We start from the raw sequence: 14,230 nt of genomic DNA, 5'->3' as shown, positions 1-14,230 counted from the left end.
CTCCCAGGCTAAGGTGGCGGCGGGGGGATTGGAGCATGACCATATATCGCACGCCGGACGCGCGCTTCGCCGCGCTACCCGACTGGCCCTATGCGCCGAAATATTTGGAGATAGACGGCGGGTTGCGCGTGCATCATGTCGACGAGGGGGCAGCGGATGCGCAGCCCGTGCTGATGCTGCACGGCGAACCGACCTGGGCCTATCTCTATCGCAAGATGATCGGGCCGGCGGTCGACGCGGGCTTTCGCGTGTTGGCACCCGACCTGATCGGTTTCGGTCGGTCGGACAAGCCGCTGGATGCCGGTGCCTACAGCTATGCACAGCAGGTCGCGTGGATGCGCCAGTGGATCGAGGAGCTCGACCTCAAGAACATGATCCTCGCCTGCCAGGACTGGGGTTCGCTGATCGGGTTGCGGCTGGTGGCGGAGATGCCCGAGCGCTTCGCTGGGGTCGCGCTGTCCAACGGTGGCCTGCCCGAGGGCCAGCCGGCGCCGCGCGCCTTCGCCATCTGGCGCGCTTTCTCGCGCTACAGTCCGGTGTTTCCGGTCGGGCGGATCGTCAATGCCGGAGCGAAACGGCAGCTGACGCCCGAAGAAATCGCCGCCTATGACGCGCCATTTCCGACCCGCGCGTCAAAGGTCGCGGCGCGCATCTTTCCGTCCTTCGTGCCGCTCGGTGACAATGTCGCCGTACCCGACCAGAAACGCGCATGGGCGGCGCTCGAGCGCTTCGACAAGCCCTTCCTCTGCTGCTTCGCCAACGGCGACCCGATCACGCGCGGCGGCGACGCGCTGTTCACCGCGCGCGTGCCGGGCGCACACGGCATGGCGCATCGCGCGCTGCACGGTGGACATTTCATTCAGGAGAATGACCCCGACGGCTTCGTCGCAGCGATCCGCGACGTTGCGGCTGCGGGGGTCAGTCGCTGAACGGATCGCGGATCAGGATCGTGTCTTCGCGTTCGGGGCTGGTCGATACCAATGCGATCGGGGTTTCGATCAGTTCCTGGACGCGCTGGACATATTTGATCGCCTGCGCGGGCAGGTCGGCATAGCTGCGCGCGCCCGCGGTCGTTTCGTGCCAGCCGTCCATTTCCTCGTATATCGGCTCGACCTCGGCCTGGTCGGCCGAATGGGCGGGGAAATAGTCGAGGATCTTGCCGCGCAGCCGATAGCCGGTGCAGATGCGGATGGTGTCGAAGCCGTCGAGCACGTCCAACTTAGTGAGCGCGATACCGGTGACGCCCGAGACGGCGCAGCTCTGGCGCACGAGCACCGCGTCGAACCAGCCGCAGCGGCGCTTGCGCCCGGTGACGGTGCCGAATTCATGCCCGCGCTCGCCGAGCTTCTGGCCGGTCGCATCTTCGAGTTCGGTCGGGAAGGGGCCGCTGCCGACGCGCGTCGTATAGGCCTTGGCGATGCCGAGGACGAAGCCGACCGACGAGGGGCCGAGGCCCGAGCCCGACGCCGCGGTGCCGCTGACGGTGTTCGAGCTGGTTACGAACGGATAGGTGCCATGATCGACGTCGAGCAGCACGCCCTGGGCGCCCTCGAACAGGATGCGCGCGCCGGCCTTGCGGACCTTCTTCAGGCGCTTCCACACCGGCTGCGCATATTCGAGCACATAGTCGGCGATTTCGGTGAGGTCGGCGATGAGGCGATCGCGGTCGATCGGCGGTTCGCCGAAGCCGGCGCGCAGCGCGTCATGGTGCGCGGTCAGGCGGTCGAGCTGCGGATCGAGCTTGTCGAGGTGCGCGAGGTCGCAGACGCGGATCGCACGGCGGCCGACCTTGTCCTCATAGGCGGGGCCGATGCCGCGCCCGGTGGTGCCGATCTTGCCCGCGCCCGCGGCGGTTTCGCGCAGCGCGTCGAGGTCGCGGTGGAAGGGCAGGATCAGCGCGCAATTGTCGGCGATCGCGAAATTCTCGGGATTGATCGCGACGCCCTGGCCGCGCAGCTTGGTGATCTCGTCGCGCAGCGCCCACGGGTCGAGGACGACGCCATTGCCGATGATCGACAGCGTGCCGGTGACGATTCCCGACGGGAGCAAGGAGAGCTTGTAGACCTGCTCGCCGACGACGAGCGTATGGCCGGCGTTGTGCCCGCCCTGGAACCGGACCACGGCGTCGGCGCGGCTGGCGAGCCAGTCGACGATCTTGCCCTTGCCCTCGTCGCCCCATTGCGACCCGATGACGGTGACATTTGCCATGATGCTGTCCTGCTGAACTGGGGCCTCGAAACGACCAGCGCCGGCCCGGCGCGGCCTTAGCGGATTTGGCCGCAGAGGCAAGCTTGGTGGGACGGATTTGCGACATTTGCGGGCTAGATATGCTGGCGCCAGGGAAAGCGGAGATTGCAGGCGATGCGAAAACAGCGGTTGATCACAGGCGCGGCGCTCGCGGCGTTCGTCGCGGCAAGCCTGATCATCCCGGGCCCCTTTGCGGAGGGGCGCGAGCGGCTGCGCGACCGGATCGCGCAGCGAATGGGTGCCGACGAGGGGCCGAAGGCGCCGGGCAGCGAGACGATCTTCTATGGCCGCGATCCGCTCCAGTCGCTCGACGTCTGGCGTGCGAAAAATGTGAAGGGGCCGGCGCCGCTGGTCGTCTTTGTCCATGGTGGCGGGTGGAAGCGCGGCAGCAAGGACAATGCGACGGGGCGCTTCAAGGCCGACCATTATCCGGGTGAGGGCTATGCCTTTGCGTCGATCGATTACCGGCTGGTTCCGGACTCGCCGGTCGAACAGCAGGCCGAGGATGTCGCGATGGCGGTGAAGGCCTTGATCCGCGATGCCGACCGACTGGGGATCGACCGGCGGCGCATCGTGCTGATGGGGCATAGCGCGGGCGCGCATCTGGTGGCGCTGGTCGGCACCGATGAGCAATATCTGAAGAGCGTCGGCCTTTCTTTCGCCGATATCACGGGGGTGATCCCGATCGACGGCGCGGCCTATGACGTGCCGGCGCAGACGAAGGACGGACCGCCGATCATGCAGGCGACCTATAAGCAGGCGTTCGGGAGCGATCCGGCGCGGCAGGCGAAGCTATCGCCGACGCTGCACGCGGCCGCGCCCAATGCAACGGCCTTCCTGCTGCTCTACGTCCAGCGGCCCGACGGGGTGCGCCAAGCCAAAGCGCTAGGCGCCGCGCTCGAGGCGGGCGGGAGCAAGGTCGAGCATGGCAGCTTTCCGGGCGAGGGATTGCAGGGCCATGGCGAGATCAACCGGCGACTGGGCGACCCGAGTTACGCGCCGACGACGGCGGTCGACGCATGGTTGAAGCGGGTGTTTGCGCGATAGCGTCTAACGCCGCTGTCTAGCAATTGCCCTTCACGCCATCGGCACAGTCGCCGACCGATTCGACATCCTTCCCCGCGCCTTGAACCGTGTTGCAAGCAGACAGGACCAAGATCGAGCTGCCGATTGCGAAAATTTTCAGAAGCTTTTTCATTTTCTCTCTCCGACGACGAGGGCGACCCACCCTCGATTCATTTTCGGTATTTCGACAACATCCGCTCGCGACGATCGTTGCGCGGTATCCGCGTCACGCTGGCCGAAGCGTTCGAAATGATCGTCGGGCTGGGGAAGAACCCGGGCTTGACCCGCGGCCAGCCTTCTCGTTCAAGGCAGGCAGGCCCCGGATCAAGTCCGGGGTGACGTGACCCGGAAAGCGATGCCCCTATGACCGACCCCTCCGCCCCCTATCACGCGCATATCTATTATGACGCCGCCGAACGTCCTGCGGCTGCAGCGCTGCGTGACGATTTCGGGCGCGATCCGGCGATCCTGTTCGTCGGGTCGATGACCGAGGGCGGGGTGGGGCCGCATCCGATCGCGCAATATGAGGTGCATTTCCTTGGCAGCACGGTGCCGGCGGTGGTTGCTGCGATCGAGGCGACGGGGTTGCGCGCGCTTGTGCATCCCCTGACCGACGACGACCTGGCCGATCATACGACGCTCGCGCACTGGATCGGGGAGCCGGTCGTTCTTGATGTGACGGTGCTCGACCCGCCGGGCGTGAACCAAGGTGTGCCGCGCTTCGGCAAGGCCGATTTCTAATTGATGTTCCCCGGCGAAGGCCGGGGCCCAGATGCTGTGCGCAACCGATCAATGGGCCCCGGCTTTCGCCGGGGAGCGTGAAGGTCAGGCCGCGACCGGACCATCGGCGCTGAGCCGGTACCCGCACCCGAGCGCGCGTGCATCATCGGCTTCGGACAGCGCCGCTACCGTCTGCCAGTCGTCGGCGCGCAGGCTCGCGGCGAGCGCGGGATCGTGCCCCAGCGGCAGGAAGATGCGGCGCTCGGCGTCGTCCTCGGCGCCGAGGCCGTCGTCGATCAGCGGATCGGGATAGAGCGAGAAGCCGACCGCCGATTCTTCATGATCCTCGCCGACCGGGATCGCATAGCCGCCGCCGCGGCCGATCGCGTCGCCCTGGCCGGGGACGAAGATCTGGAAACCGAACCAGCTTTGATAGGCGAAGCCGTGGCGCTCGGTCGGGTCGAGGGTCAGCGACACGCGGTCGCGGATCGGTGCGGCGATTTCTTCCAGCGCGTCGATACGGCTGGCAAGCACCCCGGCACTGTCGAAGGCGCGCAGGTCGGCGATCGCCTGGTCGAAAGGACCGGTGGCGCGGAGCAGAGGCAGATAGGCCGAAGCACCGATGCGGACGAGCGCGCCGGCATCCTTGGCGTCGAGTTCATCGCGCAAGGCATCGCGGCTGGCCGCGACCGGAAGCGAGGCGGCGAGCAGGTCGACGACGTCGGGCAGGGTGAAGTCGATGGTGACGGGGCCGATGCCCGCGGCGTCGAGTGCGTCGATCGCGACGGTGACGATCTCGCGCGCCGCGGCGACGCTGTCGCTGCCGATCAGCTCGGCGCCGACCTGCAGCATTTCGCGCGCCGGGCGAAGCTGGCTGGCGCGCAGCTTGACGACCTGCCCGGCGTAGCAAAGGCGCAGCGGCCGCGGAGCGCTCGCGAGCAAAGAGGTGGCGATGCGCCCGACCTGGCGGGTGATGTCGGGACGTAGCGCGAGGGTGCGCTGCGATACCGGATCGGTGAAGCGGAGCAGGTCGCGCGATGCGCGCTCGTCGTCGCCGCCGAGCGTCTCGCGGAACTCGGCGAGCGGGGGCGCGACGCGGCCATAGCCGTGCGCGCGCATCGCATCGACGAGCGCGCGGGTGACGCGCGACGCCGCCTCGGCCTGTTGCGGCAGGCGGTCGCGCAGGCCTTCGGGCAGCAGGGCGGGGGCTTTGGGCATCGGAGCGGCCTTAGGCTGGTCGCGACCGGAGTCAACGATCCGGTGCGATTCGTCCGCGTCGGGTGGTGCCGAAACACCGTGGAGGAGAGAGAGCCTGATTGGGCATCCCGGTCCACCCGACGCGGACTGGCAGGGCAGGAAGTCCTAGAACTTCAAACCCTTCACCGTCTTCACGCCGGGCAGCTGGCACAGCTGCCACAGCAGGGGTTCGGGCATCGGCGAGTCGAGGCTGAGCAGCAGCACCGCTTCGCCCCCGGCGGCGCGGCGGCCGAGGTGGAAGGTGCCGATGTTGAGCCCGGCTTCGCCGAGTGCGGTGCCGATGCGGCCGATGAAGCCGGGGGCATCCTCGTTGACGATGTAGAGCATGTGGCCGTCGAGATCGGCCTCGACCTTGATGCCGAACATTTCGACCAGGCGCGGGTCGCCGTTGCTGAACAAGGTGCCGGCAACCGAGCGGTCGCCGTCGCTGGTCGCCACCGTGACGCGGACGAGCGTGTGATAGTCGCCGTCGCGATCATGACGCACTTCGCGCACATCGAGGCCGCGTTCGCGGGCGAGATGCGGCGCGTTGACCATGTTCACGCTGTCCGAATAGCGACGCATCAGGCCGGTGAGCACCGCGGCGGTGATCGGCTTGAGGTTCAGCTCGGCGGCGGCACCCTCGACCTCGACCGAGATCGTCGTGAGATTGTCGTGCGCGAGCTGGCCGACGAGGCTGCCGAGCTTTTCGGCGAGGCTCATATAGGGGCGCAGCTTCGGCGCTTCTTCGGCCGAGAGGCTCGGCACGTTGAGCGCGTTGGTGATGCCGCCGGTGAGCAGATAGTCCGACAGCTGCTCGGCCACCTGGATCGCGACATTGACCTGCGCCTCGTCGGTCGACGCGCCGAGGTGCGGGGTGCAGATGAAGTTCGGGGCGCCGAACAGCGGATGATCGGCCGCCGGCGGCTCGGTCTGGAACACGTCGAGCGCGGCGCCCGCGACATGGCCGCTGTCGAGCGCGTCCTTGAGCGCCGCCTCATCGATCAACCCGCCGCGCGCGCAGTTGATGATCCGCACCCCCTTCTTCGCCTTGGCGATATTATCGGCCGACAATATGTTGCGCGTCTGGTCGGTCAGCGGCGTGTGCAGCGTGATGAAATCGGCCTTGGCGAGCAGGGTGTCGAGATCGGCCTTTTCGACGCCGAGTTCGATCGCGCGCTCGGGGGTCAGGAAGGGATCGAAAGCGACGACCTTCATGCGCAGGCCGAGGGCACGTTCGGCGACGATGCTGCCGATATTGCCGCAGCCGATCAGGCCGAGCGTCTTCGAGGTCAGCTCGACGCCCATGAAATCGTTCTTCGGCCATTTGCCCGCTTGGGTCCCGGCGTTGGCTTCGGGAATCTGGCGTGCGAGGGCGAACATCATCGCGATCGCATGTTCGGCGGTGGTGATGCTGTTGCCAAAGGGCGTGTTCATTACGATGACGCCCTTTTTCGACGCCTCGGGAATGTCGACATTGTCGACGCCGATGCCGGCGCGGCCGACGACCTTCAGGTTCGTCGCGGCGGCGAGGACGTCGGCGGTGACCTTGGTGGCCGAGCGGATCGCGAGGCCGTCATAGTCGCCGATCATCGCGATCAGCTCGTCCTTGGTCTTCCCGGTGATGACATCGACGTCGATGCCACGTTCCTTGAAAATCGCGGCGGCTTTCGGGTCCATTTTGTCGGAAATGAGAACTTTGGGAGCGGTCATTGTCTGTCTCCGTATCCCGGCGAAAGCCGGAACCTGTGCGGAATGGGGAAATGGGCCCCGGCTTGCGCCGGGGAACACAAAGGTCAGGCCGAAAGGCTGGCGTAGGCCCAGTCGAGCCACGGCCCGAGCGCTTCGATATCGGCGGTGTCGACGGTTGCGCCGCACCAGATGCGAAGCCCCGGCGGCGCGTCGCGATAGCCCGCGATGTCATAGGCGGCGCCTTCGGCATCGAGCAGCCCCGCGAACTTCTTGATGAAGCCCTCGTCGGCGCCGGCGACCGACAGGCAGACCGAGGTCTTCGATCGGCTGGCGGGATCGGCGGCGAGGTGGCTCAGCCACTCGCGCTCTTCGACGATCTTGTCGAGCGCCGCGGCGTTCGCATCGCTGCGCGCCTTCAGCCCGTCGAGACCGCCGAGCGATTTCGCCCATTCGAGCGCGAAGATCGCGTCTTCGACCGCGAGCATCGACGGGGTGTTGATCGTCTCGCCCTTGAACACGCCCTCGGCGAGCGCGCCCTTGCTGACGAGGCGGAAGACCTTCGGCAGCGGCCAGGCCGGGGTGTAATTCTCGAGGCGTTCGACCGCGCGCGGGCCGAGGATCAGCACGCCATGGCCACCTTCGCCGCCGAGCACTTTCTGCCAGCTGAAGGTCGCGACGTCGATCTTGTCCCACGGCAGGTCGTAGGCGAACACCGCGCTGGTCGCGTCGGCGAAGCTCAGTCCTTCGCGGTCGGCGGCGATCCAGTCGCCGTTCGGGACGCGGACGCCGCTGGTGGTGCCGTTCCAGGTGAAGAGAACGTCGTTCGACCAGTCGACCTGCGTCAGGTCGGGAAGCTGGCCGTAATCGGCACGGATGACGGTGGGGTCGAGCTTGAGCTGCTTTGCGGCATCGGTGACCCAGCCCTCGCCGAAGCTCTCCCAAGCGAGCGTTGTCACAGGGCGCTGCCCAAGCATCGTCCACATCGCCATTTCAAAGGCGCCGGTGTCGGAGCCGGGGACGATACCGATGCGGTGCGTGTCAGGCAGCTGCAGCATCTCGCGCATCAGGTCGATGCAATATTGGAGACGCGTCTTGCCGATCTTGGCACGATGCGAGCGGCCCAGCGATTCGGTGTTGAGTTTTTCGGGGGACCAGACCGGCGGTTTGGCGCAGGGTCCGGAGGAGAAAAACGGGCGCGCAGGGCGCAATTCGGGTGTCGGCACTTCAGTCATGTTAGTCTCTCCTTGCAGAGAGCTCGCGCGGCGTTGGGACCGCGTGGCCCGGCGCCGCGTTTAGGGAGCGCCGCGTAACTGTCAAACAAATTGCGCCGCCCGGGCGAAATTATCGACGAGCCGATGCCGTGCTTTAAGACTTGTTAACCATGGTGTCGGTAAATTGACGCCATGGCGAAATTCCCGCTTCTCCGGCCCCATATCCTGATGGCGACGATCGCGGCCCTGTCGCTTTCGGCGTGTTTCGGCAGCCCCGACGTGATGAAGCGCAGCGATGCGAAAGGCTCTTCGGCCAGCACCCCAAAACGCCCGCAGATGACTTCGGCACCGTCGTTCAACAGCCCCGAGGCGCAGCAATGCGCGGTCGACCTGAAGCAGGCTGGGGTGAAATTCACCCCGCTGCCCAATCAGGATCATGGCGGCGGGTGCAGTTCGATCGACGCGGTCAAGCTGCTCGACATCGGCACCCCGACGACGAACCTCGGCGCGATGACCTGTCCCTTGGCGCGCAATTTCGCGGCGTGGGCGCAATATGCGGTAAAGCCCGCGGCGCGGAAATATTTCGGGCAGGAGGTCGTCAAGATCGAGACCTTCGGCACCTACAGCTGCCGCAACATCTATGGCGGCCGTTCGGGCCGGCTGTCGCAGCATGCCTATTCGAACGCGGTCGACGTGTCGGGCTTCGTGCTCGCCGACGGGCGGCGGATCATGCTCGACGGCGGGTGGACGGGCGACAAACCGTCGCAGGACTTCCTCCGCGCGCTGCACAAATCGGCGTGCCGGCGCTTCGGCACGGTGCTCAGCCCGGATTATAACGCCGCCCATTATAACCATTTCCACATGGATATGAGCGGCGCCGGATACTGCCGCTAGGGCGCCCCTGCACTTGGCTTTCGCGGTGGAAACGGCTAGCCGTCCGCCCATGACAGAAGACAAACAGCCCCATCGTTCGCGTTTCCACAAGGCCAAGGACGACGCGCAGTTCGCCAAGCAGGCGGTATCGACTCCCCAGACCCAGGACCCCGCCTATCGGTTGGCGTTCCAGGACACCGAATTCCTGCTGCGCGAGGATTTGCGTCCGGTACGCTTTCAGCTCGAACTGCTGAAACCCGAACTGATGCTCGACGCGGCGAAAATCGAATCGATGCTCGTCATCTATGGGTCGGCGCGCATCCCGTCGCCCGACAATGCCCAGGCGGTGCTCGACGCGGCGCGGACGCCCGAGGAAAAGCGGATCGCCGAGCGGCTTGCCGCCAAGGCGAAATATTATGAGGAGGCGCGCAAACTGGCACGCATCGCCAGCCAGGTGCCACCCGACAAGAATGGCTGCCGCAACTTCGTTGTTTGCTCGGGCGGCGGGCCGTCGATCATGGAGGCGGCGAATCGCGGCGCCGACGACGAAGGCAAGGAATCGGTCGGGCTCAACATCGTGCTGCCGCACGAGCAGGCGCCGAACCGCTACGTCACCCCGGGGCTGAGTTTCCAGTTCCACTATTTTGCGCTGCGCAAGATGCACTTCCTGCTCCGCGCGCGCGCGGTGTGCGTGTTTCCGGGCGGTTTCGGGACATTCGACGAGACGTTCGAGCTGTTGACGCTGATCCAGACCGGCAAGATCAAGCCGATCCCGATCGTCCTCTTCAGCCAGGAATTCTGGACCCGCGTCGTCAATTTCGACGCCCTGGTCGAGGAAGGCGTCATCAGCGCGCGCGACCTGTCGCTGTTCCACTTCGTCGAGACCGCCGACGAGGCGTGGGCGATCATCCAGGATTTCTATGCAAAGGTGGCGGCGGAATAGGCCGCCCTTTCGTCGCCCCCGCGAAGGCGGGGGCCGCCAGCCGCCTATTTCTGCGCGTCCAGATACAGGATCAACGCCTTGCGATCGGCATCGTCGGGAATGCCCGCGAACGCCATGCGCGTTCCGGGCACCGCCATCATCGGCTGTTTGAGATAAAGATCGAGCGCCGCGTCGTCCCAGATGCCGCCTTTCGCCTTCATCGCGGACGAATAGCTGAAACCGGCGTGCGAGGCGACCGCGCGGCCGACGACGCCGTGCAGATTGGGCCCGATGGCGTTGTTGCCGCCCTTGTCGATCGTGTGGCACGCGACGCAGCGCTTGAAGATCTGTTCGCCCATCGCCGCGGTCGGTTCGACCGTCGCTTCGGGGGGGGCGGACGGCGCGTCCGGGGTTTCTGCGGCCGGCTTGTCGCCTTTCCCGCAACCCGCCAGCGCGCCCGCAAGCACGAGCGCGCCCGCCAGCACGACGGGCGCGAGGCGCATTACTTCTTGGCTTCGGCCGGGGCGGGAGCGGCCGCGGCGCCTGCCGCCGGTGCAGCGGCGCCCTTGTCGGCGGCGGGTGCCGCCGCGCCTTCGGCCGGGGCCGCAGCGGCGTCAGCTGCCGGAGCGGCTTCGGCGGCGGGCAGCGGAACGTTCGAACCCTGGGCGTTCAGATAGACGATCAGGTTCGCGCGATCTTCGGCGCTCGACAGGCCGGCGAACGACATCTTGGTGCCGCTCGCGAACTTGCGCGGGCTGGCGAGCCAATGGTCCATATTCTCGAAGGTCCAGGTGCCGCCGTGGCTCTTGAGCGCGTCGGAGAAAGCGAAGCCGCCCCGGCCGTGGCCGATTTCGTCGCCCACCACCGCATGGAGGTTCGGGCCGACGCCGTTGGCGCCGCCCGCATTGATCGTGTGGCATGCGGCGCATTTCGCGAACACCGCCTCGCCCTTCGCGACATCCGCCGCGGCGAGCAGGTTGGGAAGCGGGACGGCCGATTCGCCGCCGCCGGCACCGCCTTCGGCGTCCTCGATCGGATAGCCTTCCTTTTCAGGATGATGGTCGGCGAACACCATGCCCGACCCGATGGTCAGACCAAGCGCGCAAATGCCCGCAAAGAGCACCCAGCCGGCGATGGTATTGTTGCGATTGTCCATGCTTTGCAGCCCCGTTCGCTGGCGCCCGCCCATGGACGCTCATATCTGATTTGGACGCTCCCTTACTGGTGCGCGCACGGCGGCGCAAGGGGATGAAAGGCTCTTCACGCCGGTTGCGCGAAAAGGCCCGCGCCGCTATGCGCGCGGCCTCCACGCGGGAAGGCACATATGGGCAGTTATTCGGCATCGGCGCAGGCATTGGTCGACGAAATGAAAGCGGCGGCACTCGCCGAACCGGCGCGTGGCCTTGCGTTTCAGGGCGCGCCGGGCGCCAACAGCGACCTCGCGGCGCGCGAATATGACCCGAATTCGCTTCCCTTGCCCTGCTATTCGTTCGAGGATGCGATCGAGGCGGTGCGCGACGGGCGCGTCGACCGCGCGATCATCCCGATCGAAAACAGTCTGCACGGCCGCGTCGCCGACATCCATTTCCTGCTCCCCGAATCCGGCCTGTCGATCGTCGGCGAGCATTTCCTGCGCATCCGATACGGTCTGATGAGTCGCGACCTCGGCCCGTTGACGCGCGCGATGAGCCATGAACAGGCGCTGGGGCAGTGCCGCAAATGGCTGCGCGGCAACGGCATCGACCCGGTGGCGCACAGCGATACCGCGGGCGCCGCGGCGTGGGTCGCGGACAGCGACGAGGTCGGGCTCGCCGCGCTGGCACCGCCGCACGCTGCCGACCTCTACGGGCTCAAGCTGCACGAGACCGGGATCGAGGACGCCGACCACAATATGACGCGTTTCGTCGTGCTGGCGCGCGAACCGCTGACCGAACTGCCGCAGGACGTCCCGCTGATGACGACCTTCATCTTCGAAGTCCGCAACATTCCCGCCGCGCTCTACAAGGCGCTTGGCGGCTTCGCGACCAACGGCGTCAACATGACCAAGCTCGAAAGCTATCAGGTCGGGGGCAGTTTCACCGCGACGACCTTTTATGCCGACATCGTCGGGGCGCCGGGCGAGGAACGCATCGATCGCGCGCTCGAAGAACTCGATTTCCAGACCAAGACGCTGCGCCTGCTCGGGATCTATCGTCAGGCGCGCGCGCGCACCTAACGCGCCTCGAAATGCGTCGCGGGTTTCGCATCGCGCGTCGTGACCAGATAGTCGTAACCGAGCAGCATGAACCGCGGAAAACTTGGCAATTCGCGCAGCGCCTTGCCCTGCAGTTTGTGGCGCAGCGGCGCGAGCGGGATCAGGACATGGCCCGTCGCGGGCAGGCTGTCGCGGGCGATGCCCGCGGCGTCGAGGATCGGACCGATCGCCTCATCTTCATAAGGCACGACCGCAGTGAAGGCGGTGGGCGACGGCTTGACGGTGCGAACCATCCCCGCCAGCGGCACATAGGCGATGTGAAGCGACGTCTTGCCATTCGCGGCGGCGAGGCCGGGCAGTAGCGATCCGATATCATAGATCGACGTCGGCGTCGTGCCGCGTCCCATATGATAGGCGCCCATCTTGAACAGCACCGTCGGTGCGTTCGGCGCCGCGCCGCGCCAGGCGCGCAGGAAATAGCCGCGCATCAAGGCGGCGCGGACCTCGTTATTCTCCAGATAGCGTCCGCTGTCGTTGAGCTGGTAGATCGCGGCGCTGTTCGCGAGCGCGTCGACGATCGCGAGCGCCTCGACATCGCCGGCGAAGCGCGACCTGAGGTCGGCGAAACCGGCGGGGGTGGTCGTCTGGAGCATGATCGCGTCGAACCGGCCGGCGCCGAGCGCGGTCTTGTCCCTGTCGCGCCATTCCGCGAGCAAATCCTTCGTCGCCTTGTCCTTTGCGCGCTCGGCGAGCAGGTCGAGCAGGATCGTCGGCGATCCGACGAATTCCTGGTCGATGCCCCACAACCCGTCGCTGGCGGCAAAGGGCGCGGCGAGTTTCGCATCCTCGACGTTCGACAGGAAGGGCATGGCAAAGGGCCGTCCGGCGAGCGATTTGCCGAGTGCGTCGGGTCCGCCGTCGCGCAGCGTCTGCCCGGCCCAGCGGGTGGTGACCGGGCCGACCTCGACCGCGTGATAGAGCGGCGCCGCGCCGGGCAGCGCGGCGACGTCATGCGCCAGCGCCATGCCGAGTTCGGGCGACCCCGCAAAGCCATGATCCTCGCCGAGCGCGATGAACTGGACGCCGGCGAGTTCGGCGCGCAGCCGATCGCCGCCGGGACCCGACAGGCCCTCGGCGGAAAAGGCGATCGGCAGGATTTCGATCGGCTCGGGCGCGGATGCGGCAGGATCGGCGGCGGCGGCCGTGAACGGAAGCGCCGCGATCCATGCGGCGGCCAAGGCGGTTTTCCAGAGATTCATGTCGCCCTCCTCTTTTCGGCTAGCTGTATTATTATGACAATACAATCAAGCGAAAAGGCAGGCGGGTTTAGTCGCGGCGGTGGGCCAGCTGGCGCGCGGTGGCGAAGCTTTGCGTCACGAACAGGGTGACGAGGATGCTGGAGATGGTGAGCCCGAAAAGATCGAAGGGCGAGAAATTGGTGTGCCAGACATCGGCGCCGCCGACGATCGGCATCAACCCGGTCATCGCGATCAGCATCAGCCGCAGTTCGGTGGGACCGCCCGCCATGTAGGAGAGGCGGAATTCGCCGACGACCTTGGCGGCGAGGAAGCTGTGGATCGCCAGCAGCAGATATCCGATTACCGCGATCAGTGCGACGTCAAAGCGCATATAGGGGCTGAGTCCGATGCTGCCGACCATCAGGAAAATGGCGAGGCCGTCGACGCTATGGTCAACGAAATAGCCATAAGAGGGGCGTTCGATCCGGCGCCAGCGCGCGAGGCTGCCGTCGAGCGAATCCCCGAACCAGTGGACGACATAGCCGGCCACCGACAGCGAGAGCCACGCCGGGCCGAGCCAGCTCAGCATATAACCCATCGCGACCATCACTGCGCCGAGGAAGCCCAAGGTCGTCAGCTGGTCGGGGGTGACCCAGCCGGGAAGGCGCGGGCAGATCCAGTTGAGCAGGCGGCGTTCGCCGCGCGCGAGGATATTCTGCTGGATGCGGACCGGAGGGGTCGCCGCCTGCGGGGGAATGCTGCTCATGTCGGCCTTTCGTCGGGGGCTGTCACATCTGTGTCAGCCAGACGTCACGCGGGCGTCATAGGCGCA

At 66.5% G+C, this 14,230-nt stretch carries 14 protein-coding genes; 6 read left to right on the top strand and 8 right to left on the bottom strand.

Annotation, left to right across the window (positions count from 1 at the left end; genetic code table 11):
* Window positions 1-35 precede the first annotated feature (35 nt).
* Window positions 36-929: a haloalkane dehalogenase gene (locus tag EEB18_RS05655; protein ID WP_187141599.1), complete on the top strand. Its 894-nt coding sequence runs from the start codon at window positions 36-38 to the stop codon at window positions 927-929.
* Here the strand turns inward: EEB18_RS05655 and EEB18_RS05650 are convergent.
* Complete coding sequence (locus EEB18_RS05650; protein ID WP_056343019.1) at window positions 919-2,208, bottom strand: adenylosuccinate synthase; 1,290 nt, start codon at window positions 2,206-2,208, stop codon at window positions 919-921. The genes EEB18_RS05655 and EEB18_RS05650 overlap by 11 nt on opposite strands.
* 153 nt (window positions 2,209-2,361) lie before the next feature.
* Between EEB18_RS05650 and EEB18_RS05645 the strand changes: the two genes are divergently transcribed.
* Both EEB18_RS05645 and EEB18_RS05640 read left to right on the top strand, forming a co-directional pair.
* Window positions 2,362-3,294, top strand: coding sequence for an alpha/beta hydrolase (locus EEB18_RS05645; protein ID WP_187141644.1), 933 nt, complete (start codon window positions 2,362-2,364; stop codon window positions 3,292-3,294).
* Between the two features lie 381 nt (window positions 3,295-3,675).
* Entirely contained in the window at window positions 3,676-4,053 is a 378-nt protein-coding gene (locus EEB18_RS05640; protein ID WP_187141598.1) for a DOPA 4,5-dioxygenase family protein, read from the top strand.
* A gap of 84 nt (window positions 4,054-4,137) precedes the next feature.
* On the opposite strand, the gene EEB18_RS05635 is transcribed toward EEB18_RS05640, so the two are convergent.
* From EEB18_RS05635 to EEB18_RS05625, 3 genes are all read right to left on the bottom strand, one after another.
* Window positions 4,138-5,250, bottom strand: coding sequence for an ATP phosphoribosyltransferase regulatory subunit (locus EEB18_RS05635; protein WP_187141597.1), 1,113 nt, complete (start codon window positions 5,248-5,250; stop codon window positions 4,138-4,140).
* A gap of 144 nt (window positions 5,251-5,394) precedes the next feature.
* On the bottom strand, window positions 5,395-6,981 hold the full coding sequence (serA, locus tag EEB18_RS05630; RefSeq protein WP_187141596.1) for a phosphoglycerate dehydrogenase: 1,587 nt from the start codon (window positions 6,979-6,981) through the stop codon (window positions 5,395-5,397).
* A gap of 83 nt (window positions 6,982-7,064) precedes the next feature.
* Window positions 7,065-8,192 carry a phosphoserine transaminase gene (locus EEB18_RS05625; RefSeq protein ID WP_187141595.1) on the bottom strand — a complete coding sequence of 376 codons (1,128 nt, stop codon included), beginning with the start codon at window positions 8,190-8,192 and terminating at the stop codon, window positions 7,065-7,067.
* A 171-nt stretch (window positions 8,193-8,363) separates the two neighbouring features.
* Here EEB18_RS05625 and EEB18_RS05620 point away from each other — a divergent pair, with 171 nt between their 5' ends.
* Together EEB18_RS05620 and EEB18_RS05615 are read left to right on the top strand one after the other, a co-directional pair.
* Window positions 8,364-9,065, top strand: coding sequence for an extensin family protein (locus tag EEB18_RS05620; protein ID WP_187141594.1), 702 nt, complete (start codon window positions 8,364-8,366; stop codon window positions 9,063-9,065).
* A 49-nt stretch (window positions 9,066-9,114) separates the two neighbouring features.
* Entirely contained in the window at window positions 9,115-9,987 is an 873-nt protein-coding gene (locus EEB18_RS05615) for an LOG family protein (protein ID WP_187141593.1), read from the top strand.
* 44 nt (window positions 9,988-10,031) lie between these two features.
* Here the strand turns inward: EEB18_RS05615 and EEB18_RS05610 are convergent, their stop codons facing one another.
* Together EEB18_RS05610 and EEB18_RS05605 are read right to left on the bottom strand one after the other, a co-directional pair.
* Entirely contained in the window at window positions 10,032-10,469 is a 438-nt protein-coding gene (locus EEB18_RS05610) for a c-type cytochrome (RefSeq protein WP_187141592.1), read from the bottom strand.
* Window positions 10,469-11,122: a c-type cytochrome gene (locus tag EEB18_RS05605; RefSeq protein WP_187141643.1), complete on the bottom strand. Its 654-nt coding sequence runs from the start codon at window positions 11,120-11,122 to the stop codon at window positions 10,469-10,471. The genes EEB18_RS05610 and EEB18_RS05605 overlap by 1 nt, the downstream gene beginning before the upstream one ends.
* 168 nt (window positions 11,123-11,290) lie before the next feature.
* On the opposite strand from EEB18_RS05605, the gene EEB18_RS05600 reads away from it, so the two are divergent.
* Window positions 11,291-12,181 (top strand): prephenate dehydratase, encoded by an 891-nt coding sequence (locus EEB18_RS05600; protein ID WP_187141591.1) that lies wholly within the window; start codon window positions 11,291-11,293, stop codon window positions 12,179-12,181.
* On the opposite strand, the gene EEB18_RS05595 is transcribed toward EEB18_RS05600, so the two are convergent.
* Window positions 12,178-13,419 (bottom strand): hypothetical protein, encoded by a 1,242-nt coding sequence (locus tag EEB18_RS05595; RefSeq protein ID WP_187141590.1) that lies wholly within the window; start codon window positions 13,417-13,419, stop codon window positions 12,178-12,180. The genes EEB18_RS05600 and EEB18_RS05595 overlap by 4 nt on opposite strands.
* A gap of 67 nt (window positions 13,420-13,486) precedes the next feature.
* A complete protein-coding gene (locus EEB18_RS05590) occupies window positions 13,487-14,164 on the bottom strand; it encodes a CDP-alcohol phosphatidyltransferase family protein (protein WP_056342988.1) in 678 nt (225 codons plus the stop codon).
* Window positions 14,165-14,230: the final 66 nt, after the last annotated feature.

Source organism: Sphingopyxis sp. OPL5, assembly GCF_003797775.2.
In the GTDB taxonomy this organism is placed as follows: domain Bacteria; phylum Pseudomonadota; class Alphaproteobacteria; order Sphingomonadales; family Sphingomonadaceae; genus Sphingopyxis.
Note: the sequence above shows the minus strand (reverse complement) of the source record. Positions and strands in the feature narration are given on the sequence as shown.